We start from the raw sequence: 24736 nt of genomic DNA, 5'->3' as shown, positions 1-24736 counted from the left end.
AATTACTCTATTTTTGTAGAAAAATGCAGCGCCTAAATCAAAACGCCGTTTGATAAAATCTTGTAAAAATTACGATGTGCTGACACGATAGATTGATATCCCCGACTTTGATAGAACTGAGCCGCTTGTGCTGTATCAGTAAATAAATCAAGCCGCTCAAAATAAGTCTTTGCGTATTGTTCGATATGTCCCAATAAATGCGTACCAATCTGATTAGTGCGATAGTCTGGATGGACATAGAAACGACCTAAGCGCCCAACTCGCTGCGATTCTGCAAAAGGGTCTTGATTCAATCCACCTACGGCAATCAAATGATCATGCTGATCATACACAACAAAAAGTGCTTCCCCGATCTGATCAAAACAATTGGTACCAGATTAAAAATCTTGTTTTAATCTATTTAAGAAGCGAAAGCCCTCACGTTCTGATATTGGATCAAAACATCGATTTGTGCAGGCAATTCTAGGCTTCTTTCAATTCTCAACTGATGTTGCTTCATCTTCTTTCCTTCATTTCATTACGAATCCACCCTTTACTGAATTTTCTTCAACAAACTACTGTAATCCGTAGCATTCGTGTAAACTTTGCTTTTTGATTTTTACTGTGATGACAAACATGGCAACTGTTGATCTTTTTGCAATTGGTAATGCACTCATTGACCAAGAATTTAAGGTTTCAAATGAGTTTCTAACGCAACAGGGATTGCCAAAAGGCACAATGCATTTGGCCGATGGTGAAACACAGGCAAATTTATATCAAAAATTACAAGATACTCAAAGCTACAAGGGCCAAGCCAGTGGTGGTTCAGCAGCGAATACAACCGTTGCTTTTAGTGCCTTAGGTGGTACTGCATTTTATGGCTGTCGTGTAGGTAATGATGAACTCGGTCGCATTTATCTAGACGGCTTAAATGAAGCAGGCATCACAACCACAACACAATCAATCAGTGAAGGTGTTACAGGTACTTGTATGGTTCTGATCAGCCCAGATTCAGAACGTACCATGCAAACCTATCTCGGTATTACCGCTGAATTATCCGATGAACAAATCGACTTTGAACCGCTTAAAACCGCAAAGTGGCTGTATATCGAAGGTTACTTATCAACCAGCGATACCGCTCGTGTTGCAGTTAAACAGGCACGTGAACTGGCTAAAGCACACGGTGTTAAAATTGCATTATCACTGTCTGATCCTGCAATGGTGCAATATGCACGTCAAGGTTTAGTCGAACTCTTAGATGATGGCGTAGACTTGTTATTCTGTAATGAACAAGAAGCACTCATGTTTACCGAAACAGACAATCTTGATGCTGCGATTGAAAGCCTAAAATTAAAGAATCAACATATTGTGATTACTCAAGGCGCTAAAGGTGCTGTGATTGTTGATCAAGCACACCACTTCCATGTCAATGGTCGTGCTGTTGAAGCTGTGGATACCAATGGTGCTGGCGATGCATTCTCAGGCGCATTTTTATATGCAATCAATGCAGGTTTAAGCTTGGAAGCTGCTGCACAACTTGCTATTTTGATCTCAAGTGAGGTGGTTGCTCAATATGGACCACGTTTAAGCGTAGAAAACTACGCTAAACTGTTTGAACAATTCCAGAAAGCTCAACAGGAATGTGCATAACATGGAAAAGATTTGCATGACTGAAGAAGTCCCTGAGCGTGAGTCTCGTGCATACGACACCATGAAAGGGACCACGATTTTTATCACTCAAAAAGATGGCAGCTTCTATGCCTATCAAAACGTTTGCCCACACTTGCAAACCGAACTTGAGTATTTAGAAAATCAATTCTTGGATCAAGATAAAGAATACATTCAGTGTTCTACCCATGGTGCACTGTTTTCAGTCGAAACAGGCGAATGTATTTCAGGCCCTTGTCTAGGTGAATTCCTTGAGAAAGTAAATTTGGAAGTCCACTCAGATGGTGGTATCTATATTGATTAAGCCATAGATCATGAATTCTGCGATGACTGAGTTTTTCCTCAATTACTACCTGATGCCATTTCATATGAGCGTCGTGGCTCTAATTGTGCTCAGCATTGCAGAAACCATCGGGATTGTGATTGGTTTACGTCCAAGTCATTTGGTGAAAAAACTAACACCAGAATGGTTACTCAACTCTCCTCTGCTGGATGTTAAGTTCTCCAAATACCTGATCTTTGTATTCTTATTGATCAACTTTAGCTTTGCAGGCTATTTTTTAGAACTCTCGTTCTTTGCGTTACAGCACTACTTTATTTCTCCTTATTATTTATTTGTTCCCGCTTTAATTATTGATATTTTCTTTACGGTATTTATGATTCATTGCTTGGACCAAGTCATCAAACCTAAGGTGATTCATACCCACACCAATTTGGTCGGACGTTTAGCCACCATTTCAACAGGCAATGCACGCCCAGGCTTTTCAGCGCAAGCACGTGTCCGTGATGAATTTGGTCAATTGTATTATGTACAAGTCGAACCTGAATACGGCGAACTCGAATTGCAATCACAAGTGTTATTGATTAGCCAAAAATCCAATTCACACTATCTCGCCAAGAAAATCTCACTGTCGAATAATTTGTTTACACCAGACTAAATTTTGATTAAATAAAGCTCTTTTTTGCATAAAACCCACAAAATTACACTTTGTTACAAATATATGGAGCAAAAGTTTTGAATTTAGCTCTTCCCTTCTCGTTGTTTTCATGATCTCACTAGCACAAAAAATACAACAGTGATACCCATCACATTTTTTAGAATAATCTCTACCTATACACTAGGTTTTATAGAGTAGTCATTGTGATAATTATTTAATTATGTAAGCAAATTGATAAGTTATTGTATATATTATTTATTTTATATTCATACCATTTTAGTTGGTTTAATATTTATTTAACTCAATATAAACCCTATCTTTTTAATCAGATTAATAATTATAAATACAACTGTTTCAATCAGGTTTAAAAAACAATTCTGATTATTTTAGTTGGTTAAAATAATTATTTTTAAATATTTTAATAAAACAAATACATCTATATGATTTAAAACAAATATTTAATTTTAAATTATTTAAAATTACTAAAGGTTTATTTTCAATGAATTTTATTTAATAATGTTTTACATCTTCTTTAAATATGAGGCTAGGTTCTATGAACACGAGTTCTCAAGATCCAAATCGGCGACTCATCAGAGAAATCACGATTATTCTTATTATTAAAGTTGTACTTCTCTTGGTGATTAAACACATCTGGTTTGATGCGCCAACGATTCCAAAAGATTTTAACAATGAAGTTGCCGAGCGTATTGCTGGTGACATGTCCAAAACTCAGGAGACACGTTGATGATTTCTGAAAGCGTGGTCGATCTTTCGCGGTTCCAATTTGCAATGACCGCAATGTATCACTTTCTTTTCGTCCCTCTAACTTTAGGTCTGGCTTTTATTCTTGCCATCATGGAAACCACCTATGTGATTTCAGGCAAAGAAATTTATAAAGACATGACCAAGTTTTGGGGGAAACTCTTCGGGATTAACTTTGCCTTAGGTGTAACCACTGGTCTGACTATGGAATTCCAGTTCGGTACCAACTGGGCTTATTATTCTCACTATGTAGGCGATATTTTCGGGGCACCGCTTGCAATTGAAGGCTTGATGGCTTTCTTCCTAGAATCCACCTTTATTGGTTTATTCTTCTTTGGCTGGGATCGTCTATCTAAAGTACAGCACTTAGGTGTGACTTGGTTGGTGGCGATTGGCTCGAATATGTCTGCCTTGTGGATTCTCATCGCCAACGGTTGGATGCAAAACCCTGTCGGTGCTGCATTTAATTACGAAACCATGCGTATGGAATTGGTGGACTTTGGTGCGCTGATTTTTAACCCTGTGGCACAAGTAAAATTTGTACACACGGTTTCTGCGGGTTATGTCACTGGTGCAATCTTTGTACTCGCCATCTCAAGCTATTACTTATTAAAGAAACGTGATTTACCTTTTGCTCGTCGCTCATTCGCCATCGCTGCAATTTTCGGTTTAGCATCAACTTTATCTGTGATTCTACTCGGTGATGAGTCTGGTTATGAACTCGGTGACGTTCAAAAAACCAAACTTGCTGCCATTGAAGCTGAATGGCATACCGAACCTGCACCTGCTGCATTCACCTTATTTGGTCTCCCAAATCAGCAGGAAATGCGTACCGACTACGCCATTAAAATCCCTTATGTCATGGGGATTATTGCAACACGTTCTACCGATAAAGAAGTGACTGGCTTACGTGACTTGATGAAAGAACACGAAGTGCGTATCCGTAATGGTATGGTGGCCTATAGCGAGTTGGAAAAACTTCGTGCAGGTGACCGCTCTCCAGAACTGTTAGCTTCATTTGAGAAAAATCAAAAAGACTTAGGTTATGGCCTACTCTTGAAAAAATATTCTCCAAATGTGGTTGATGCGACTGAAGAACACATCCAAGCTGCAACTAAAGATACCATTCCAAACGTCGCAGCATTGTTCTTCTCTTTCCGTGCCATGGTTGCTTCTGGCTTCCTCATGCTGTTGCTATTCCTGTTCGCGACTTGGGCTGTGGCGAAACGTAATGCTGAAGATAAACCTTGGTTACTCAAATTTGCTTTGTTTGCTCTCCCTCTCCCATGGATTGCAGCTCAAACAGGTTGGTATGTAGCTGAAGGTGGTCGTCAGCCTTGGTCGATTGGTGAAATCTTACCGACACACCTCTCTGCATCAAGCGTCAGCGCTGGTGATGTGTGGGGCTCGATTATTGCGCTTGCAGCGTTCTATACCGTACTGCTCATTATTGAAATGTACTTAATGATCAAATTTGCTCGTTTAGGTCCAAGTTCTTTGCATACTGGTAAATATCATTTTGAAAAACTAGAAGCAAAAACTGGGGAGGCTCAATCATGATCGAATATGAACTCCTAAAAATTATCTGGTGGGTCTTGGTTGGTGTACTACTGATTGGCTTTGCACTTACCGATGGTTTCGATATGGGCTCAATGGCACTGATGCCATTTGTAGGTAAAACTGACTCTGAACGTCGTGCTGCAATCAATACCATTGCTCCGCACTGGGATGGTAACCAAGTCTGGTTTATTACCGCAGGTGGTGCACTGTTTGCTGCTTGGCCAATGGTCTATGCGGTTGCCTTCTCTGGCATGTATTGGGCCTTGCTACTCGTTTTGTTCGCTCTGTTCCTGCGACCCGTCGGTTTCGACTATCGCTCTAAATTAGAGAATACCCAATGGCGTACCTCTTGGGACTGGGGCCTATGTATCGGTGGTGCGGTGCCTGCACTGGTGTTTGGTGTGGCATTCGGGAACTTGTTCCTTGGCGTACCCTTTAGCTTAGATGACACTTTACGTTCGCAATATACAGGTAGCTTCTTTGCACTATTGAATCCGTTTGCTCTGATTTGCGGTATCGTCAGCTTATCAATGCTATGTGCGCATGGTGGTGCTTGGCTGATGCTACGTACTGATGGCAATTTGCATAACCGCTCTGCAAAAGCAACACAAATCATGGCAATCGTGTTCCTTGTGTGCTTCTTAGCTGCGGGTGCATGGTTATTGTTTGGCAATATCTCAGGTTATAGCTATGCAACTGCGGTCAATACCAATGCTGCACTGAATCCACTTGCAAAAGATGTGGTGACCAATGCCAATCATGGTTGGTTAAATAACTATACAACGTATCCGATCACCATGGCTGCGCCTATCGTTGCGATCCTCGGTGCGCTATTGGTAATTGTCAGTGCAGCGAAACATAAAGCGGCTGTGAGTTTTACAGGTACAAGCCTGATGATTGTTGGTGCAATTCTCACTGCTGGTTTTGCCTTGTTCCCATTCTTATTACCATCAAGCATTGACCCAACTTCAAGCTTGACCATGTGGGATGCCGTTTCTAGTCATAAAACCCTTGGTGTAATGACCGTTGCTGCATGTATCTTCGTTCCGCTCATTTTGATCTATACCTCTTGGTCGTATTACAAAATGTGGGGTGTCATCACCAACAAACATATCGAAGAAAATTCACATAGTTTGTATTAATCAGGAGATATGACATGTGGTACTTTGCATGGATTCTAGGTGTCTTGATGGCATGTTTCGCAGGTGTACTCAGTGCGCTTTATATCGAACATCATCAAGATTTAGATGAGGAATAATAGAATGGCTGAAGCAATGACAACACCGAAGAATAGTAAAGCGCAAGTACTTGCAATGACCATTTCGTTTTTGTTGGCATTGCCGCTTGCTGCTATTTTACTGGTACATCCCTCACTGATGTTGGATGCCAACGGACACTATAATCATAGCTTGCTGATGTTGGTGATGATTGGTATTTCTGGTGGTTTCGTGCATGGGGTTGGGTTTATACCAAGATTCTGGTTATGGAAATGGCTGTTTAGTCCTTATATCGCTTGGCCATTAATGGTGTTGGGATATTTTATCTGGATTGGAAATTAATTTCTGTGCCACCAACAAAAAGAGGAAGCCAATGAGCTTCCTCTTTTTTTATATAACCATTAAAACTTAAAGGAAACAGAACCCGTTACACTACGCGGTGCACCAAAGGTTTGATTTGACGTATTCAAACGATAGGTTTTATCTGTAATATTATTGAGATTTAACCCCACCGTTAACTCTGGACTGATTTGATACTTAGCCATAGCATCAACCAACGTAAAAGCTTTCTGACCATTGCTATCACGAGCAAAGCCATCCATATCATAACTACTATAAATTTTACTCTGCCATGTCACGCCAGCGCCAATACTCAGCTTGTCTAAATCACCAGAAAACTTATAAGTACCAAAGAGCTTAAACTGATCTTTTGGAATATCGGTATTGATGCGATCTCCTTTTTCTTTGGTTTCTGAATAAGTATATCCACCATTTAGATTCAGATTAGGTAGCACTTCTCCTGAAATCACAGCCTCAAAGCCTTTTGTTTTCGCGCCTTTTGCTGAACGGTAATATGTAGTCCCTGCAACTGCGCCAGGCACTTCTTCACTGGTTGTATATTTACCTGCATCAACAGCAACATTATCCATATTCGATTGGAATAAAGCCAAACTGGTATTTACACGACCCGAAAAAAGCTCACCTTTAATACCTAATTCATAGCTATCACCTTCTTTAGGATCCAGCAATTTCATTTGATAGTCTTTATTCGCCTGTGGCGAGAAGATACTGGTATAACTACCATAAACCGCCCATTCAGGTGTGAGATCAAGAACAACCCCTGCATAAGGCGTAAACTGATCATCAATTTTAATTTTTGTTCCGTTATTTTTATTACCAGATTCGGCATAATAATCAATGCTCGAAACACGTCCACCCAATATAACTTTCAAATTATCAAGAAGATTTAAACGAGTTGCCAAATAGCCGCCATATTGCCTAAATTGCAGTACTGAATTTCCTGTACTTGCCGCAGTATATAAACCAGTAGGCTGTGCTGTATAACCATTCCAGGTTTTGATATTAATTGCGCCTGTTTCACCCATAACCCGATTGTAATAAGGATCATTTTGGTCTACATCCTGAAAGTTTGCACCTAGCATCAGCTCATGTTCACGACCGAAAAGTTGATATGGTCCAGTCACGCCCAAATCGACAGAATGTTCAACAGGTTTAGTATGCTGATAACCAGCAGTCACAGTTGATGTGTTTTTTTCATAATCAGTGTAATAAACAGGTTTACCATCAGCGCCAATGACCTGTACACGCTTCCCATCTTGCGTCTTATAAACGCCAGATGTATTTGACCCAATCACACCATAAATGCTTTCTGTATCGGTTGTCGCAAAATTATAATTTGCATTCAACTTCCAACGATTTTCAAACTCATGTTGCAACTGCGCAAATGCATTTAGACTATCGGTATGAGTATAAGCCCATCGTGGGGCTGAGTTGTCCTTGCGTCCCATTGGAGAAAGAATATTCTTCGCATCAAAATTTGCGTAAGCGTGGATACTCTGACCATCACTTTCATTACGGCTTAATGATGTACCAATACTTAAAACAGTTTTATCACTTAAATCAGCATCCACCACTCCATATAAAATGGTTGATGCAGCGTCACCCCATTTCTGCCAGCTATCACCTTGTTGATGTGCTGCGACAACACGACCACGAATACTCCCCGATTCATTCAATGCTTGAGAGGCATCAATTTCACTCCGCCACGTATTCCATGAACCATAGCTCACCTTGGCAGATGATTGAGCATTTGCTGTAGCATGCTTGCGGTTAAAATTAACACTGGCGCTTGGCAAACCACTGCCATTTAACAAGCCAGTTGCCCCCTTAACAACAGTAATATTTTCAAAAATAGCAGTATCAATATTACTGAGTGCAGTGTTACTACGACCTTCTATCGCTGGACTCGACAACAACCCGTCAATCTGAAAGTTAATAATTTTAGAGCCACGCGAATAATACGAGGTATATTCACCACCTGTTCCCCAAGCAGATGTCGCACCATAACTTTGACGATAAATACCAGGAATCTGATCAAGCACCCCAGATACACTTGTCAGATTTTGATCTTTCATTTGTTGTTCGGTAATCACACTCACAGACTGCGGAGTTTCTTTTAAAGATAAATCCAGTTTGGTTGCTGATTTTGATTTTTTTACGGTATATGCAGAAGCTTCGTGATCAGCTTTAAGATGAATAACAGGTAACACATCTGATTTGTTTGAATTTTCTGATATATCACCAGCCCAAACCATGCTTGTAGAACCACCAAGCATGCTTAACATAATCGCTGTATATAAATTGTGGTGCTTCATAACTCCCCCGAGTATGTAATATTTTTTTACATAATACATAAACGATAATAATTATCAATAGCATTTATCTTTTGATATTTCAGCTGAATAGATTAAGTTTTTGAATTTATGCTTTAATTTTTAGTAAATTTAAATAATAATTATTATCATTATACTTATTCTGGGCTGTACGCATGACTTTAAAAATATTAGGGATCATGGTTTCACTGCTGTCTTGTCTGGGCCTTTATCTCAGCCACCCTAACCAAATTTTCTTAGAAAAAACACTTTCAGCTCCAATCAAATATTTAGGGCTTTTAGGATTATTCATTGGGTTAAGTTTACTCATTTATACATTACCCATCTTGGTTGCCATCTTGATCTGGCTTGCAATCGCGACTCTGGTATGGTCATTTGCACCCTTCATTATGCTCATGAAAAGGTCGTCTTAAATGAACATGTTTAAACAAAAATTACAACCTGATTGGTGGACCAAAACATTTGCTGGCTCTGTTCTCGGTCTTAGTTTTGCAATGGTTATGGGTGCAATTATTTTATTACTCACTAAATCCAGCGCTGATACTTCACTTGCACCACAACTAGGAATGTGGTCCATTCCATGGATTTGGCTGTGTGTATTCTTTACTGCTTATTTCATTCCTAAAGGCTGGCAAAGCATCTTAATTTTTAGCCTTGCAAATGTCTTTGCCTATACCCTGTTATTCTGGTTGAGAGCTTAAAATGAAAATTCGCGCAGATATCATTAAAACTGGCAAAAACCTACACACATGGGTTGGCATAAGCGCAGGTATTTTATTATTTATCTGTTTTTTTGCTGGTGGACTAACGATGTTTCAACATCAACTTAGTCAATGGGCAGCTCCTCCTCAGCAAAAATTAGAAAAAATTCAAAATAGCCAATACAACCGATTGGTCGAGCAAGTTCAGGCTAAGTTCCCCGAAACACAAAAGACGTTCACTTTAAGCTTTAGCTCACCAGAAGGACATAATGCACCCATTCAATGGGAAGCAGCACATGAGGAAAATGAAGATCATCATGGCATTGATATCGCTCAAACAAGCATGGTGGCAACGCTCGATAACAATGGACAACTGATTGCCAAAGAAGAAAATGTGTCAAAACTAGGTTGGCTGATTGAACAACTGCATGAGACTGCGGGTATCCCAGGTATGATGGGACACCATACCGCAGGTGTAATGGTGATGGGCGTTGTGGCTGTTTTATACTTTCTTGCCATTATGTCGGGTTTAATCGTGCTATTACCCACGCTGATCAGCGATTATTTTGCAGTCCGCAAAGGTAAAAACAAAAAACGCTTTTGGCTAGACACACATAATGTCATTGGCATTACCAGTTTACCTTTCCATATCATTATCAGCGTTAGTGTCGTCGTTTTTGCTTTTCATGATATTTTTTATGGTGCACTTACTCAATTGGTTTCTAAAGATAAGCCCCTATTTGAGCGTCCGCCAGCCGTTAAAATTGTGGAACCAACCCCACAACTCGATGTAGAAAAAGTTTTCCTCAACATTCAAAAAGCAGCACCCGATTATCGCATTGATGGCATTCGTTTTAATCAACTGGATAATCCAGAGCGTGCATCTGCCTTTGTTGCTTTATATCATCCGGATCGTATGCTTCGTGGTGATACCTTTGACTATATGTCATTTAATCCATATCAAAGTACACCATATCCGACCAAGACCCTATCCACTGAAGAAAGTTCAGCGGCTTCACTGATTCGTTCAATGTTTGCCTTACATTTTGGTAATTATGGTGGTGAACCCATTCGCTGGATCTATTTGATCTTTGGCTTAGGCGGGGCTTATCTGTTTTATTCAGGCAATATTCTGTGGATTGAAACTCGCCTGCGTAAACAGAAGAATCCCAATCTACCAGCACCACAACAGCGTAAAGATGTCATGTTTATTGCCAATCTGACCATTGGTGCTTGCTTAGGCTGTATGTTAGCGATATTTACCAGTATGCTGATTGGGCGATGGGCTTATGTCATACCATTGCAATTACAAAGTCATAACCATGTATTTATGTATAGCTACTATTTGGTATTTATTGCTTGTATTACATACAGTTTCCTTATTGGTGCAGCAAAAGCTTTAGCTCAACTTTTCTTAGCCATTGCGCTTGTTTTATTGCTGATTCCTGCGACTTCTGTGCTCGCCTATATGTTTCCAATCCAAGGACTTTGGTATTCAACAGGTCATTTGATTTGGATTGATATCACGGCTTTGATATTTGCTTTGGTATTTATACGTTTTTATCAACAAGCCAGAGATCGTGCGCAAGCTGCGCCAATTGGTTCAATTTGGTCTACACAAAAAGTTAACCAAGCATCCTCTCTTACTGAAAACCAAGCTTAAACTGTTGTCTATAGAGCCTCGATTGTTGCAATCGTGGCTCTTTTATACGCTCAAGATTTTTTTCATTTCAATAAGTTGAATTGGTAAAAGGGGTTGCCCTACTTCAGCCTCAATTGGATATTTGCTTTTGCGTCCCGTTATTTGGTAACCACGGTGCTGATAGTAAGCCAACAATTCAATACGAACATCCAGAACATGCCTAACTAAATCACGAATCTTTGGATAATTTTGAGCAATATATAACTCAGCATAATTGAGTAATTCACGCCCATAACCTTGGTTCTGTAAGCTTGGATCAATCGCAAAAGTACCTATCTCTATATAATCATCATTCAAACTTAATCCGATGCAGGCAACAATCTCATCATTATCTAGCTCACCCACCAATAATTCGAAATTTGGTTGCTGTAATATTTGTTCTAATTGAACTTTACCGATGCGATCACCTTGAACATAGGCTTTTTCCGTTGTCCAACTACGTTCTGATTGTTCTCTATATGCGATATTAATCAGCCTAACCAGCTGTTCCAAATCACTATTCTTCGCTTTTCTAATCATTAAAGACATTTTTATTTTATTCCACACAAAACAAAGCCGATGATAACATCGGCTTTGTTATTAAATTTTAGATTAGTTTGTTTGACCAGCTAACCAAGCCATAAATTTTTGGCGCTCAGCTTTAGATGCTTTCTGCCACAATTCTGCCAATTGTTGATCTGTAGTTTTTGCTGTACCGACTGTCGCTGCTGTAGTTATTGCTACAGGTGCAGCAGTAGTTGCAACTACTGGTGATGTTGTTCCTGCATAAACAGGTGCAGGTTGATTCGCTGCATTATTTTTGTTCTTTTGTGTTAAATCCAAAGTGCGGCTTAATAGGTTGCTGCCTGTAAACCATGGCTGTGCTTCATTATTTGCACCAGTTTGCTGTACCACCAGTTTTTTATTTTGATCATACAAAGCAACGGTAGGTTGGTCTGCATATTTCTTGGCCGCATCGAAATTTTTAGGTGCATTGACCAGACCCAAACTATAAGACTTGTTATCTTGCAAATCTGGTGCCTGAATGGTTACAACGCCAGATTTAACGATGTCATGTTCACCATTTAGATGCTCGAAATATTCACGATAGCGAACATTGACAGTTAAATTGCCTGGATCTACTTGATAGTTATTTTTCTTTGATGGAATTAAACCATTATTTACTTCTTGACCATTTACAGCAAGAATCACGATTTCTTCAGGTGCAGTGATTGTGACTGCTGAAAAAACTGAACTACTTAATAATAACCCGAAAGCAGCAACACCAACTCTTAAAGACATTAGACTCTTCTCGATATAAACAATTTATGAAATCGTATGCACTATGCAATGCGATTGTGACTATTTTATGACAGAAAACAAAACTGTCTATTCCATCAATTTGGCTTATTTAAGATATATACATCATATTTGATTATAAGCACCATACTTCTTTTGGCGAATACGCTATAGAAATAAAAAAAGAGCACTATACAGTGCTCTTTTTTGCTACCCGTTTGAACTTAGTTGAAAGTTTTGAAACGTGCTGCATCATCCATATATGTTTTCTCGCCTGCCGCTGCTTCGATTGAACCGAATACCAGCTGAGCACGTAATTTCCAGTTTGCTGGGATATCAAAAGTTTCAGCAACTTCTGCATCAATAATTGGGTTGTAGTGCTGTAATGATGCACCTACACCAATTTCTGACAAAGCCGTCCAAGTTGCAAACTGTGCGATTGCACTTGAATGTTCAGACCAAACTGGGAAGTTATCTGCATATAATGCAAATTGTTCTTGTAAACCTTTTACAACTTCTTGATCTTCATAAAATAACGCTGTACCAAAACCAGCTGCAAAGCTATCAATTTTTGCACTTGTATTTGCAAACGCTTCTGCTGGTACCATTTTACGTAAAGTCTCACGTACGATTTCCCAGAATTTAACATGCGATTCACCGTACAAAGTCACAACACGTGAAGTTTGTGAGTTGAATGATGATGGACTTTGTTTTACCGCTTCACGAATAGTTTCTTCAACTTTGGTTTGATCAACTGTAAGGTTTTTACCAATCGCATAAATGGTACGGCGTGATTTAATGCTATTTAAGAAGTTGCTCATGTTGTTATTCCTACCTATGTGCCCTTTGGGCGTTATCTTGGATTGAATGTAGTGTATAACGACGCATTTTTTAGGAATAGTCTAAAAAACATGACAGATCGTTTTATTTTTGAAACAGTCTTATTTTATATTGGAAATAAAAAACTCCACATATCGTGGAGTTTTTTTTAACACAATTTAATTACTTATCGGTTTCAAATAATGCGGCAACGAATGATTTTGCTGAGAAAGGACGCAAATCATCAATCTTCTCACCCACACCAATATAACGAATCGGCACATGAGTACGACTGGCAATATTAAATAACACGCCACCTTTAGCCGTACCATCAAGCTTGGTAATGGTAATCCCTGTTAAGCCAACAGCTTCGTCAAACAACTGAACTTGGTTAATTGCATTTTGACCCGTTCCAGCATCAACGATGAGCATAATTTCATGCGGTGCAGTAGCATCTATCTTTTGCATCACACGCTTCACTTTTTTCAGTTCTTCCATCAAGTTGGCTTTATTCTGCAAACGTCCAGCAGTATCCGCGATCAAGACATCAATACCTTTAGCACGTGCACTTTCAAAAGCATCAAAAATAACCGAAGCACTGTCTGCACCATGACCTTGAGCAACCACTGGGATGTCATTACGCTCACCCCAAATTTGCAGTTGTTCAGTCGCTGCCGCACGGAACGTATCACCTGCAGCAAGCATGACTTTCTTGCCTTCACCTTGTAAACGCTTCGCTAATTTACCAATGGTTGTAGTTTTACCCACACCATTTACACCGACCATGAGAATCACATAAGGCGATTTGTTAGGGTCGATATGTAGTGGTTTAACACGCGGTGCGAGTAAAGCGACTAATTCTTCTTGCAGTGCTTTGTACAACGCATGGGAATAGATCAAATCACCACGAGCTGTTCTTTCAGTCAAATTCGCAATAATGGTTTTAGTTGCATCTACACCGATATCTGCAACCAATAATTGCTCTTCAACTTCTTCTAACAATTCGTCATCGATCTCTTTACCACCAATCAGGATATTCACCATCCCATCGGTGAAACTACGACGAGTTTTAGTCAAACCATCTTTCATACGGCCAAAGAAACCCGTTGATTTGGTTTCTTCTTCAACGACCGATGCTTGTTGCTCGACATCTGCTACAGGTGTTTCAACAATTGGCTTTACAACTGGCTCATCAATAATGGGAACATCGACAGCAGGTAAATTCGGCAATGTGACATCATCATCACCAATGTCAGCATCTATCAAGAATTTATTTTGCATATTCGATTGCTGTTGCATGTCGATTCCTTGAGAATAAAGCAGCTTTTTAAAAAGACCGCTAGTCTAGCATAAATTGATTTCTTTTTTCCGACAGAGGCAAATCATTCATTTATAAATAGAAATGAATTGCTTAAAACTCATTCATCTTCTTTTGCCATAGCTGGATATTGTTTAATACGATTCGATTCAAATTGGTAAGCATTTAAAAGCTTTAAATAATCTACACGCCGAATTTTAGCCTGTTCCAAAATATCTCCAGCTAAATGCTGTGTTCTTGGATGGCTCGCCTGTTGTGCGTACTGAACAACTTTTTGATACTGCACTGTATTAATTGGACGCTGTAATGCGTTATACGCAAGTATAAAAATAGACAAAATAATAATACCGACCAAAACATTATAAAATTGGTCCAACTTAAATCCTAATTTGGATTGCATAACCTTATGTTTAAAAATTATAGACAACATAATCTACCTCGAATTAGAGGTAGTGTAAGTCTCTGATTCGCTAAGGACAAGCACAACGTTCAATAAGTCACAATTCCACAACTTATTGAACGCACACTACTTTAGCAATAATTAACTGACTAATGTACGAACAAAGGAAAAGTACAAAATAAATGCAATGATGACCAAGGTAATAAAAATGGCAAACATACCTACACCACTTTCAGCATCTGCAGGATGTAAGTCATCATCATCGGCAATATTTTTCAACTCTCCATCGTAGATCCGATAAAACTGATCTTTTTGTTCAGGACTTAAATGACTCGCAAAGTCATACACGCGTTTACGTTGTGCTAAGCAGTAATCACCCAAGTGAATTTCTTGATGGAAAATGGCTTCATCAAGTAATTGACGATGATGATGAGCTAACGCAATAATTTGACTTTCTAATGGTGGGACATCCACAGTTACGCCATCAATGACATTGGACATGTTATTCTCCTTTTCTATTATTCTCACTTTGATTTTACTTAAAATTATTTGCGACAAATGTTTAATCGTGTAAGATTTTATTTACGTAATGACACCGAATATATTTGACAATTCAATCAATTTTGTCATAATAATTTAACAAATCTAAGTTAAAGTAGCTTAAATTCAAAGTAGAGTAACTTTGAATAGAATTTGCGGTAATCATAATTAAAATAAGGAGTTATATATGATTCAACAATTTACACACCATGAACTAGAGCATGTATATGCAAATGCGGTAAATACAATTCAATCGCAAAAAAACTTCCAAGATGCAGTGAAAGAGCTTGAAGAAGTAGCTAAAGCAGGTCACGGTAAAGCGGCATTATTTTTAGCAGAGTTGTATTATCAAGGCTTCCGAGTAGAACGTGATTCCTTGAAAGCACAGTATTGGCAGAAGATGGCAACCCTACAAGCATAATGAAACGTCACTTAGGTGGCGTTTTTTAATACCTACGTAAAACGAATTAACATAGTTCTTTCACATTTCTGACTTGCGCTATGCCAAAGCTTTAGTCGCTTTGTCTTGCTCAGGTGGCGTTTTTTAATACCTACGTAAAACGAATTAACATAGTTATTTCACATTTCTGACTTGCGCTATGCCAAAGCTTTAGTCGCTTTGTCTTGCTCAGGTGGCGTTTTTTAATACCTACGTAAAACGAATTAACATAGTTCTTTCATATTCCTGACTTGCGCTGTGCCAAAGCTTAATCGCTTTGTCTTGCTCAGGTGACGTTTTTTAATACCTATATAAAACGATTAACATAGTTCTTTCATATTCCTGACTTGCGCTGTGCCAAAGCTTTAACCGCTGGGATGAGATAGCTACAATATTTGCTTACGATTTAGATCAATTGTTTAAACATAACTGCCATCTATCTTTCTTATAATAAAACATAAGTTTAAGAATATTAGTTTAATAACATGTATCGTTTTAGCCATTTCCAACCAGTCTCACGTGAGTTGATGTTTAAAATTTCAATTCTAAAAACAATGATGTATTGTGGCGTTCTTTGGGGTTTATACCATCAGGGTTGGGCTATCAAATCGGATCAAGATGGTCACGTATTCCCCTTTTGGCTGAACGGCGTACAAGCTCATCGCTATGCTAAAGCACACTGGAAAAACTACACACCACGTAAGATTACGCCGAAAGATTTCCACGAATCATTGCTTCCAACTTTAACCCGTTTACAAGTTGAACCTGCTTTATTTAACTCTTCGCATCGTAAATTTAAACTTTCAACTCAGCAAATGCAGCATTTCTTCTTTATGCCACATCAAGCAGCAATGACGATATAATTTTTCTCTCTACTCCAGTGATGACTTTTTAGACACTCATGAAGAAAAGTTATCATTGGAATGAAATTAGGGCTTTGCATTTAAAAAAAATACCGTTAAGTTAAATGAAAATGACAATACAACACAGGTGGATAAACAATGACAATCGTTGCTCAAGTCATCAAGAATAAAGCAGTACAATCAATTTTTACCATTTCACCGAATGCGACTGTACTTGAAGCAATTAAAATTATGGCAGAAAAAGGTGTTGGTGCTTTAGTTGTCGCTGAAAATGAAACAGTGGTAGGTATTTTTTCTGAACGTGACTATACCCGTAAAATTGCCTTGATGGAGCGTTCATCAAACAATACACCTGTGTCGGACATTATGACATCAAAAGTAATTTCTGTAGGTTTAAACCATACGGTCGAAGAATGCCTTAACCTCATGACTGACCGTCATTTACGTCATTTACCTGTGCTTGATCAAGAAAAGTTAGTTGGATTCATCTCTATCGGAGACTTAGTTAAAGCTGCGATGGACGATCAACGTATTCTGATTGAGCAGCTTCAACAATATATTTCTGGCTGATTTAAGAAACAAATTAAAAAAGGGCAAATCAATTGCCCTTTTTTTATTCAACCTACAAAGATTATGCTTTTAGAAAGTTCTGAATCACAGGAACAAGACGTTGTAGTAACTCATCTGCCTGCGCTTGTGTCATGTTTAATGGCGGTAATAAACGTACCACTGAACCTGCCGTTACATTGATAATCAACTTATATTCATCACGTGCAATTGCGACCAGTTCGGCACAGTCTTTTGGCAATTGAATCCCAATCATCATACCAAAGCCGCGCACTTGAACATTATAATCGGCCAATTGCGCTCTGAGTTGATCGACAATATAAGCACCAACTGTAGCGGCGTTCTCAACAGCATTTTCTTTTTCCAGGGTATCAAGCACGGTATATACCACACGCGAACCTAACACTGTTCCACCATAAGTTGAACCATGGCTACCTGCACCAAGCAAACCCACGGCTTTACCTTGTGTCATGACGGCACCAATTGGGAAGCCATTGCCTAAGCCTTTAGCCGTTGTCATTACATCAGGAATAATGCTGGTATGTTGATAAGCAAAGTATTTGCCTGTACGGCCATTCCCTGTTTGAATCTCATCTAGCATCATCAACCAATTATGTTGATTACATAGCGCACGTACATCTTCCAAGTAACTAAACCCTTGTGGTGCGGTATTGACACCACCTTCACCTTGGATAGGCTCAATCAGGATGGCAACAATATCTGGATGATTGATTGCTGCTTCTTGAATCGCCTCCACATCACCAAAAGGCACACGAATAAAACCTTCGACCAAAGGCGCAAAACCTTCCTGAACCTTTTTATTGCCAGTTGCAGACAAGGTTGCCAAGGTACGGCCATGGAAAGACTGTTCCGCGACTAAAATTTTTGGGTATGCAATGCCTTGTTGAGCACCAAATTTACGTGCAATTTTGATCGCACCTTCATTTGATTCAGCGCCACTGTTTGAAAAGAAGATCTCTTCCATACCTGAAACTGCAGCTAATTTCTGTGCCGCGGCAGTTTGCCAAGGAATTTCATATAAATTGCTGGTATGCACCAAAGTCGCAGCTTGTTCAGCAATGGCTTCTGCAATAACTGGATGTGCATGTCCTAAACCACACACTGCAATCCCCGTTAACGCATCTAAATATTCTGTACCCTCTGCCGTATATAAATACGCCCCTCGTCCTCGTACAAAGCTGATCGCTTGGCGACCATAGGTTGCCATAAGATGTGATGGTTGATCAGGTTGCACAGGAGCAAGAGTGATATTAGTCATAACAAACTCAATCTATCAGTAGTTGTGGTGAAAAAAGTTATATAAGCAAAAACTTGCGTAGATTGAAAGCCTAAAGTCACATTTATATAAGAAAAATCTTTCGCAATCCTCCGCCACGCTTTTTTTTAGGTATAATGCAAGGAGATTAGTTGAGGATCTATCTATGACGGAACAAGCGCGTGATACAGTAGCGTTAATTCGTGATCAAATTGCGAAACACCCTGTTTTACTTTACATGAAAGGCACTCCACAATTCCCGCAATGTGGTTTTTCTGCTCGTGCAGTAGAAGCACTTAGCCAAATTGGTCGTCCATTTGCCTATGTAAATATTTTGGAAAATCAAGATATTCGTGCAACTTTACCTCAAATTGCGAACTGGCCTACTTTTCCACAATTATGGATTAATGGCGAGCTTATTGGTGGTAGCGACATCATGCTTGAAATGTTCCAAAATGGTGAGTTAAAACCATTAGTTGAACAATACAGCGCGGCTCCTGAAGCATAAGCTGTAAAGCAAAAAGCCAATCAAATGATTGGCTTTTTTATTGGAAGGATTCTAATTTTGACTAAATCCAACATAACGAAATAACCCTTCTACACCTAAATCCGCTTTATAAATGTGCATGTCAGTATAGTGAGCTTGCGTAACACTAGCAAAAATATTCATATTTGGATCTTCATGAATTTCATCTACTGACTGTGGTAAAACTTCTTCAAAACGATCAGCAATAAATTCAAAGCCTAAATCCATAGCCATAAATAGCGTATGCTCACAAGGTTGAATGTATTGTTCCTGATCCCAGTCTAGAACAGCATGCTGACAAAAAGGACATACAATGTTTTGGGTCGCATCGACAATATTGATAAGTTGATATGACATAATACTTAAGCGTAAAAAATTTCAGCCAGTTTAAAAGAATATGACGCGCTAATCTATCTTGAAGCGGAGGATTTAGCTGATGGCAACATTAGAGCAAGCGATTGCATTTGCCGCAAAACAACATTCAGGCCAAGTTGACAAAGCCAATGCCCCTTATATTTTACACCCACTTAGAGTGATGCTGAATGTACCCAGCACGGATCATAAAATCATTGCTGTTCTGCACGATGTCTTAGAAGATACCGAAACAAGCATTGAAGATTTACAAGCGCTGGGATTTCAAGCACACATTATCGAAGCCATCATTGCGCTCACCAAACTGGATGGTGAGTCTCGAGTCGAAGCCGCTCAACGAGTCGCCCAAAATCCTTTGGCGCGTGTTGTGAAATTGGCAGATATCACGGACAATATGGACTTATCTCGCATTCCATCGCCAACCACAAAAGATTTTGAGCGAATGAAACAATATCAGCAGGTTCGGGCTATATTATTAGCCCACAATGTTTAATAATCACTTTTATATTCATTTAACTTAATCACAATAAGCTGGAGTTTATAGCGTAATGCTAACGGATTTAGATGATTTTTATTGCTTCGCGCTTGTTGTAGAACATGGTGGCTTTAGTGCTGCAGAACGTGCAACAGACATTCCTAAATCAAAACTCAGCCGTAGGGTTTATAATCTTGAAGAACAACTCGGTGTACGTCTAATCCAACGTAGTTCACGTCATTTTGCTGTGACTGATATTGGGATGGATGTCTATCGGCATGCACAAGTGATGATGAATGCAGCGCAAGCAGCGCACGATGTAGTCAATCATTTGAGTAGTCAGCCACGTGGTGTCATCAAAGTCAGTGTCCCCGTTGATATTGCTCAAAACCAGATGGCAAAGATTCTACCCGCCTTTTTGAAAAAATACCCTGAAGTTCGGGTGCAAATGATGGTCAGCAATCGTCGTGTGGATGTGATCAATGAAGGGATTGATCTCGCTTTACGAGTTCGCTCTAAGTTAGATGATGATCCGAACCTTGTATTGCGCCAATTCGAAGCGATTGAACAACGTCTTTTCGCCAGCCAAGCCTATTTAAATGAATTTGGTCATCTCAATAGCCCAGAACAGCTTGCCGAACACCGGATCATTAGTATGGCAGAAGACCATCTTGATCAGCAGTTCTTACTCACAGGTCCAGACCATCAACAGAAAAAGATCAAAGTAAACCCTGTAATTATGGGTTCGAATTTATTGATGCTAGCAGAATTAGCCACTCAAAACTGTGGAATCGCTTTACTTCCAGATAGTATTGCTCAAGATTTTGTCAAATCAGGTCAACTAGTGACTGTACTACCAGAATGGACTGCACCACATGGTATTTTCCATGCAGTTTACCCATCGAGACGCGGTCTATTGCCCGCTGTTCGTGTTTTTATTGATTATTTGGTCGAACAACTGACTCAATGTTCAACGAAAAAAAAGCGCGATTAAAATCGCGCTTTTTTAAATACCTTAAACAGTAGGATAATGCCCTGTCCCATTTGGCCATGGCGTTAACAATTCAAAACCATCATCTGTTACAGCAACCATATGTTCCCATTGCGCAGACAATGACTTGTCTTGAGTTATTACAGTCCAGCCATCATTCAGCTCTCTTACATGTCTTTTCCCAGCATTAACCATCGGTTCAATGGTAAAGACCATACCTTTTTTTAAGACCATACCCTGACCTTTTTGACCATAGTGCAGGATATTTGGCTGTTCATGGTAAATACGACCAATACCATGCCCACAATATTCACGCACAATGCTATAACCTTCACGATGTGCAACTGATTGAATGGCATAGCCAATATCACCTAAAGTCGCCCCAGGTTTCACTGTATGAATACCCGCTAACATCGCTTCATAAGTGGTTTCAACCAATTTCTTCGCTTCGGGGCTTGGCTCACCAACAAAGTACATACGACTGGTATCACCAAAATAGCCATCTTTAATCACAGCAACATCGATATTTAAAATATCCCCCTCTTGCAAAATCTTTTTCGCAGAAGGTATGGCGTGACAAACCTCTTCATTAACAGAGATACAGGTCGTCTTGGTAAAACCGTGATAGCCTACGTTGGCTGGGATCACCTGCAAGGTATTCACAATATAATCATTGCAGATATCATCTAAATATTCAGTTGAAATGCCAGGCTTGATATAAGGCCCGATCATTTCTAACACTTGTGCCGCTAAACGACCAGAGATACGTAATTTCTCCAGATCTTGTTCAGTCTTAATGGTCACAGTAGAAGCTCTCATTCGAGATTTCCTTATTCATCAATCAGATTAAAATCACATGCAGAAAAAAAATATTGGGACTGCACAAAGTATTTCAATATTTGTACGCTTTAGCATGCAAATCTTCAATCATTTTAAGACTAAATGACGGTTTTTATTTTACATTTAATTTCGATCAGCATCATAGAAAAAAAACATAATAACTTCTATTTTTCGACTTTTAGAAACCTTTTCAAAGTATTAGCTTTACCATTACTAATTATATGATTTTCATCGTTTCTTTTTAGTCAAAAATCAACCAAATTTCACATAAATTAGTTTCAAAAGAACGCATTTTTGTTCTAAAATTCGCACTTTTATTTTATACCTCCCTCTTTATGAATCAACTTCGTACAGGAGATATCATTGCTTTAGGTTTTATGACCTTCGCGTTATTTATTGGCGCAGGCAATATTATCTTTCCTCCAATCGTTGCTCAGCAGGCTGGTGAACATGTTTGGCTTGCCGCTTTCGGTTTCTTAATTACCGCAGTTGGTTTGCCTGTCATTACGATTATGGCCCTATCTCGCATGAAAGGCTCAATCGAAATCATCAGTTCCCCACTCGGACGCTTCTTTAGCCTGTTGTTAACGATTGTCTGCTATTTATCTGTAGGTCCACTATTTGCAACGCCACGTACCGCAACTGTTTCTTATGAAATTGGTTTTGCACCCTATTTTGGTACATCTGGCAGCAGTCTGTTCATCTATAGTGTTGTTTATTTTGCTTTTGTGACTGCAGTTTCATTGTATCCAAACAAACTACTCGATACTGTTGGTCATGTACTTGCACCTTTAAAAATTATTGCCTTGGCAATCTTAGGTATCGCGGCATTTGCTATTCCAACGGGTCTCATCTCAGCTCCTGTCAATAACTATATCGCTAGTCCAGTTTCTGAAGGCTTTGTAAGCGGTTATTTGACCATGGATACCTTAGGTGCACTGGTATTTGGTATCGTAATTATTCAAGCGATTCAATCACGTGGTGTGACTGATGCTAAATTAATTACCAAATATGCCATTATCGCAAGTTTGATTGCAGGTGTTGGACTGACGCTTGTGTATATCAGCTTGTTTAAACTTGGCTTAGGTAGCCATGAAGTTGCGCCTAATGCAGCCAATGGTGCAATCATTCTGCATGCATATGTACAACACGCATTTGGTGATTACGGATCTTATTTCTTAACGATCTTGATTTTCCTCGCATGTATGGTAACTGCAATTGGCTTGACCTGCGCATGTGCTGAATATTTTACCGAATTGACAGGCCTGTCTTATAAGTTGCTTGTTTTTATCCTAACTGGCTTTTCGTTACTGATCTCCAATTTAGGTTTAACCAAGTTAATTGCGGTATCCGTTCCTGTACTCAGTGCAATTTACCCACCCGCAATTGTTGTGATTATGCTCAGCTTTTTCTGGAAGCGTTGGAACAATCCTTCTATCGTGGTTGGCTCTGTCACTGCTGTTGCATTTCTTTTCGGCATTATTGAAGCGATTAAAGCAGCTGGATTTACTCAGCAATTACCAACATTCATCCAACATTTGCCTTTAAACGAACAAAATCTTGCATGGCTACTTCCATCGCTCATCGTTCTTGTTTTTGCAATTGTGATTGATCGCGTAACAGCATCTAAGAATTAAAATGATTTGTCGTTAAAATGATGTTTTACCCAAACATGATTTTAGCTATACAAAAAATGTTCTTTTATCCAACGTTCATTTTTTGTTTACGGCAAATCTTTCTATTCCTTTGTAGGCTTGATTAATATCCTTAATGCATACAAGTTTATCTGCTATTCGCTTAAAACCAATATTTTCGTACAATGGATAAATTCCAAGTTTTTCAAAATGTAAAAATAACGACCAATATTTAACTAAAAAATAGTATAAATCAATATAAAAAATACTCAAAAGTTATATAAATCAATACATTCAAAAATTTATTTTCAAAATAGTCCCAATCCCTATTGAAATGCTCAGAAAATAGCAGTACAACTTAAGAAACAATTCAGACAAAAACACATGGTTTTGTCGTCACCACAAGGAGGGATGGAGATGTTATCAATACATTTCAACAAGCAAGTCTTCATTAACGCTCTGAAGACCAATGATTCAATCGTATATGCAATCACAACACTAGCCTTAATGGTTACGTTGTTATTTCAAGGCACAATTAAAGGTAACTTAAAACCCGAATATTTTGCATATGCACTAGTTGTATCATTGGCCTTTTGTACGTGGGCACTGGTCGATCGAAAGTTTCGACAGTTAAGTGCAGTACGCCAAAAAAATAATTTAGGAAAAATGGATGAGTAATCATCCATTTTTTTAATTTAAAAACTTTGCAATTGTTCCAAGCACCAAGATACTAGTAGCGCCTAACTCAACAATAATTAGACTCAACATCATGAGCGTCATACACCAAGCCGGCAATGTCCACCTACCCACTTGATGCGGTTGTTTAAATTGATTGGTGGTGTCTTTTAATAGACCGTGCAGTATGTAAATTAAAATCGACATTGCAAAAAAGAACAGATTTGCCACTACACAGAATAATACCCATGCATCTGATAAAACCGTAAACAAACTTAATGCGGCTAGAATTAAACTTGCAGCCGCGTAAAGCAAACTACTTCGATGTGCAATATCAACATAATAATGCGCTCTGGCAAGCTCCGATTGTCTAATCTGATAATATTTCCAAACCCCTGTTAACATTCCCACCCAGAGAAAAATCCCACTAAATACAATAGCAAGCTGTGTTGCAGCATTTAAAACAAACATACAATCCCCGAAATTAAAAATTCCTTTTGTGT

Annotated in this window: 31 protein-coding genes; 19 read left to right on the top strand and 12 right to left on the bottom strand. The window is 39.0% G+C overall.

Going from position 1 to position 24736, the window contains the following annotated elements; all coding sequences use genetic code 11:
• Positions 1-32: 32 nt before the first annotated feature.
• Entirely contained in the window at positions 33-332 is a 300-nt protein-coding gene (locus NDN11_RS18250) for a GNAT family N-acetyltransferase (RefSeq protein ID WP_502801356.1), read from the bottom strand.
• 283 nt (positions 333-615) lie between these two features.
• Between NDN11_RS18250 and NDN11_RS08295 the strand changes: the two genes are divergently transcribed.
• The 8 genes from NDN11_RS08295 (at position 616) to NDN11_RS08260 (ending at position 6466) form a co-directional block, all read left to right on the top strand.
• Entirely contained in the window at positions 616-1629 is a 1014-nt protein-coding gene (locus NDN11_RS08295; RefSeq protein ID WP_251111355.1) for an adenosine kinase, read from the top strand.
• 16 nt (positions 1630-1645) lie between these two features.
• The gene (locus NDN11_RS08290) at positions 1646-1951 is read left to right on the top strand and encodes a Rieske (2Fe-2S) protein (protein ID WP_017402009.1); all 306 of its coding nucleotides are present in this window, start codon (positions 1646-1648) and stop codon (positions 1949-1951) included.
• 22 nt (positions 1952-1973) lie between these two features.
• Positions 1974-2585 carry an OB-fold-containig protein gene (locus tag NDN11_RS08285; protein ID WP_010590023.1) on the top strand — a complete coding sequence of 204 codons (612 nt, stop codon included), beginning with the start codon at positions 1974-1976 and terminating at the stop codon, positions 2583-2585.
• 553 nt (positions 2586-3138) lie between these two features.
• Positions 3139-3330 (top strand): cytochrome oxidase putative small subunit CydP, encoded by a 192-nt coding sequence (gene cydP / locus NDN11_RS08280; RefSeq protein WP_004806751.1) that lies wholly within the window; start codon positions 3139-3141, stop codon positions 3328-3330.
• Positions 3330-4907, top strand: a complete 1578-nt coding sequence (locus tag NDN11_RS08275) for a cytochrome ubiquinol oxidase subunit I (RefSeq protein WP_005188126.1) — start codon at positions 3330-3332, stop codon at positions 4905-4907. Before cydP ends, NDN11_RS08275 begins: the two co-directional genes overlap by 1 nt.
• Positions 4904-6049: a cytochrome d ubiquinol oxidase subunit II gene (gene cydB / locus NDN11_RS08270; protein WP_251111354.1), complete on the top strand. Its 1146-nt coding sequence runs from the start codon at positions 4904-4906 to the stop codon at positions 6047-6049. Before NDN11_RS08275 ends, cydB begins: the two co-directional genes overlap by 4 nt.
• A 14-nt stretch (positions 6050-6063) precedes the next feature.
• Positions 6064-6165: a cytochrome bd-I oxidase subunit CydX gene (gene cydX, locus NDN11_RS08265; RefSeq protein WP_004653762.1), complete on the top strand. Its 102-nt coding sequence runs from the start codon at positions 6064-6066 to the stop codon at positions 6163-6165.
• 4 nt (positions 6166-6169) lie between these two features.
• On the top strand, positions 6170-6466 hold the full coding sequence (locus NDN11_RS08260) for a cyd operon YbgE family protein (protein ID WP_004806745.1): 297 nt from the start codon (positions 6170-6172) through the stop codon (positions 6464-6466).
• Between the two features lie 59 nt (positions 6467-6525).
• On the opposite strand, the gene NDN11_RS08255 is transcribed toward NDN11_RS08260, so the two are convergent.
• Positions 6526-8799, bottom strand: a complete 2274-nt coding sequence (locus NDN11_RS08255; protein WP_251111353.1) for a TonB-dependent siderophore receptor — start codon at positions 8797-8799, stop codon at positions 6526-6528.
• A 173-nt stretch (positions 8800-8972) separates the two neighbouring features.
• Between NDN11_RS08255 and NDN11_RS08250 the strand changes: the two genes are divergently transcribed.
• From NDN11_RS08250 to NDN11_RS08240, 3 genes are read left to right on the top strand one after another with little or no spacing between them, the layout of a single operon-like run.
• A complete protein-coding gene (locus NDN11_RS08250; protein ID WP_228284306.1) occupies positions 8973-9230 on the top strand; it encodes a hypothetical protein in 258 nt (85 codons plus the stop codon).
• A complete protein-coding gene (locus NDN11_RS08245) occupies positions 9231-9518 on the top strand; it encodes a hypothetical protein (RefSeq protein ID WP_167246828.1) in 288 nt (95 codons plus the stop codon). It begins immediately after the preceding gene.
• Between the two features lies 1 nt (position 9519).
• The gene (locus tag NDN11_RS08240; protein WP_251111352.1) at positions 9520-11181 is read left to right on the top strand and encodes a PepSY-associated TM helix domain-containing protein; all 1662 of its coding nucleotides are present in this window, start codon (positions 9520-9522) and stop codon (positions 11179-11181) included.
• A 42-nt stretch (positions 11182-11223) separates the two neighbouring features.
• On the opposite strand, the gene NDN11_RS08235 is transcribed toward NDN11_RS08240, so the two are convergent.
• The 6 genes from NDN11_RS08235 to NDN11_RS08210 form a co-directional block, all read right to left on the bottom strand.
• Positions 11224-11748: a GNAT family N-acetyltransferase gene (locus tag NDN11_RS08235; RefSeq protein WP_251111351.1), complete on the bottom strand. Its 525-nt coding sequence runs from the start codon at positions 11746-11748 to the stop codon at positions 11224-11226.
• A gap of 63 nt (positions 11749-11811) precedes the next feature.
• Entirely contained in the window at positions 11812-12501 is a 690-nt protein-coding gene (locus NDN11_RS08230; RefSeq protein WP_251111350.1) for a YccT family protein, read from the bottom strand.
• 221 nt (positions 12502-12722) lie between these two features.
• Entirely contained in the window at positions 12723-13319 is a 597-nt protein-coding gene (locus tag NDN11_RS08225; RefSeq protein WP_251111349.1) for a nitroreductase family protein, read from the bottom strand.
• 181 nt (positions 13320-13500) lie between these two features.
• Positions 13501-14616, bottom strand: a complete 1116-nt coding sequence (gene ftsY / locus NDN11_RS08220) for a signal recognition particle-docking protein FtsY (protein WP_251111348.1) — start codon at positions 14614-14616, stop codon at positions 13501-13503.
• Between the two features lie 119 nt (positions 14617-14735).
• Complete coding sequence (locus tag NDN11_RS08215) at positions 14736-15065, bottom strand: PilV family protein (protein WP_167246816.1); 330 nt, start codon at positions 15063-15065, stop codon at positions 14736-14738.
• A gap of 111 nt (positions 15066-15176) precedes the next feature.
• A complete protein-coding gene (locus tag NDN11_RS08210; protein WP_004806721.1) occupies positions 15177-15536 on the bottom strand; it encodes a hypothetical protein in 360 nt (119 codons plus the stop codon).
• 226 nt (positions 15537-15762) lie between these two features.
• On the opposite strand from NDN11_RS08210, the gene NDN11_RS08205 reads away from it, so the two are divergent.
• The 3 genes from NDN11_RS08205 to NDN11_RS08195 all read left to right on the top strand — a co-directional run bounded on the left by NDN11_RS08205 (position 15763) and on the right by NDN11_RS08195 (position 17447).
• Complete coding sequence (locus NDN11_RS08205; protein WP_004653777.1) at positions 15763-15996, top strand: SEL1-like repeat protein; 234 nt, start codon at positions 15763-15765, stop codon at positions 15994-15996.
• 503 nt (positions 15997-16499) lie between these two features.
• Positions 16500-16877, top strand: a complete 378-nt coding sequence (locus NDN11_RS08200) for a DUF2750 domain-containing protein (RefSeq protein WP_251111347.1) — start codon at positions 16500-16502, stop codon at positions 16875-16877.
• Positions 16878-17015: 138 nt separating this feature from the next.
• Entirely contained in the window at positions 17016-17447 is a 432-nt protein-coding gene (locus tag NDN11_RS08195; RefSeq protein ID WP_004806717.1) for a CBS domain-containing protein, read from the top strand.
• A 61-nt stretch (positions 17448-17508) separates the two neighbouring features.
• Here NDN11_RS08195 and NDN11_RS08190 read toward each other — a convergent pair whose 3' ends face one another.
• A complete protein-coding gene (locus NDN11_RS08190) occupies positions 17509-18723 on the bottom strand; it encodes an aspartate aminotransferase family protein (RefSeq protein ID WP_167246814.1) in 1215 nt (404 codons plus the stop codon).
• Between the two features lie 163 nt (positions 18724-18886).
• On the opposite strand from NDN11_RS08190, the gene grxD reads away from it, so the two are divergent.
• A complete protein-coding gene (grxD, locus tag NDN11_RS08185; protein WP_005054182.1) occupies positions 18887-19228 on the top strand; it encodes a Grx4 family monothiol glutaredoxin in 342 nt (113 codons plus the stop codon).
• Between the two features lie 51 nt (positions 19229-19279).
• On the opposite strand, the gene NDN11_RS08180 is transcribed toward grxD, so the two are convergent.
• A complete protein-coding gene (locus NDN11_RS08180) occupies positions 19280-19603 on the bottom strand; it encodes a hypothetical protein (protein WP_251111346.1) in 324 nt (107 codons plus the stop codon).
• 79 nt (positions 19604-19682) lie between these two features.
• On the opposite strand from NDN11_RS08180, the gene NDN11_RS08175 reads away from it, so the two are divergent.
• Together NDN11_RS08175 and NDN11_RS08170 are read left to right on the top strand one after the other, a co-directional pair.
• Entirely contained in the window at positions 19683-20111 is a 429-nt protein-coding gene (locus NDN11_RS08175; protein ID WP_251111345.1) for a guanosine-3',5'-bis(diphosphate) 3'-pyrophosphohydrolase, read from the top strand.
• A 55-nt stretch (positions 20112-20166) separates the two neighbouring features.
• A complete protein-coding gene (locus NDN11_RS08170) occupies positions 20167-21087 on the top strand; it encodes a LysR family transcriptional regulator (RefSeq protein WP_251111344.1) in 921 nt (306 codons plus the stop codon).
• 21 nt (positions 21088-21108) lie between these two features.
• Here NDN11_RS08170 and map read toward each other — a convergent pair whose 3' ends face one another.
• Positions 21109-21903 (bottom strand): type I methionyl aminopeptidase, encoded by a 795-nt coding sequence (gene map, locus NDN11_RS08165; RefSeq protein WP_167246806.1) that lies wholly within the window; start codon positions 21901-21903, stop codon positions 21109-21111.
• A 356-nt stretch (positions 21904-22259) separates the two neighbouring features.
• Here map and brnQ point away from each other — a divergent pair, with 356 nt between their 5' ends.
• Both brnQ and NDN11_RS08155 read left to right on the top strand, forming a co-directional pair.
• On the top strand, positions 22260-23561 hold the full coding sequence (gene brnQ / locus NDN11_RS08160) for a branched-chain amino acid transport system II carrier protein (protein ID WP_167246804.1): 1302 nt from the start codon (positions 22260-22262) through the stop codon (positions 23559-23561).
• Positions 23562-23975: 414 nt separating this feature from the next.
• Complete coding sequence (locus NDN11_RS08155; RefSeq protein ID WP_167246802.1) at positions 23976-24236, top strand: hypothetical protein; 261 nt, start codon at positions 23976-23978, stop codon at positions 24234-24236.
• Positions 24237-24248: 12 nt separating this feature from the next.
• Here NDN11_RS08155 and NDN11_RS08150 read toward each other — a convergent pair whose 3' ends face one another.
• A complete protein-coding gene (locus NDN11_RS08150; protein ID WP_251111343.1) occupies positions 24249-24704 on the bottom strand; it encodes a hypothetical protein in 456 nt (151 codons plus the stop codon).
• Positions 24705-24736: the final 32 nt, after the last annotated feature.

It is taken from the genome of Acinetobacter sp. C26M (assembly GCF_023702675.1).
Taxonomy (GTDB): domain Bacteria; phylum Pseudomonadota; class Gammaproteobacteria; order Pseudomonadales; family Moraxellaceae; genus Acinetobacter.
The sequence above is the reverse complement of the archived record's forward strand: the minus strand, read 5'-3'. Positions and strand labels throughout refer to the sequence as shown.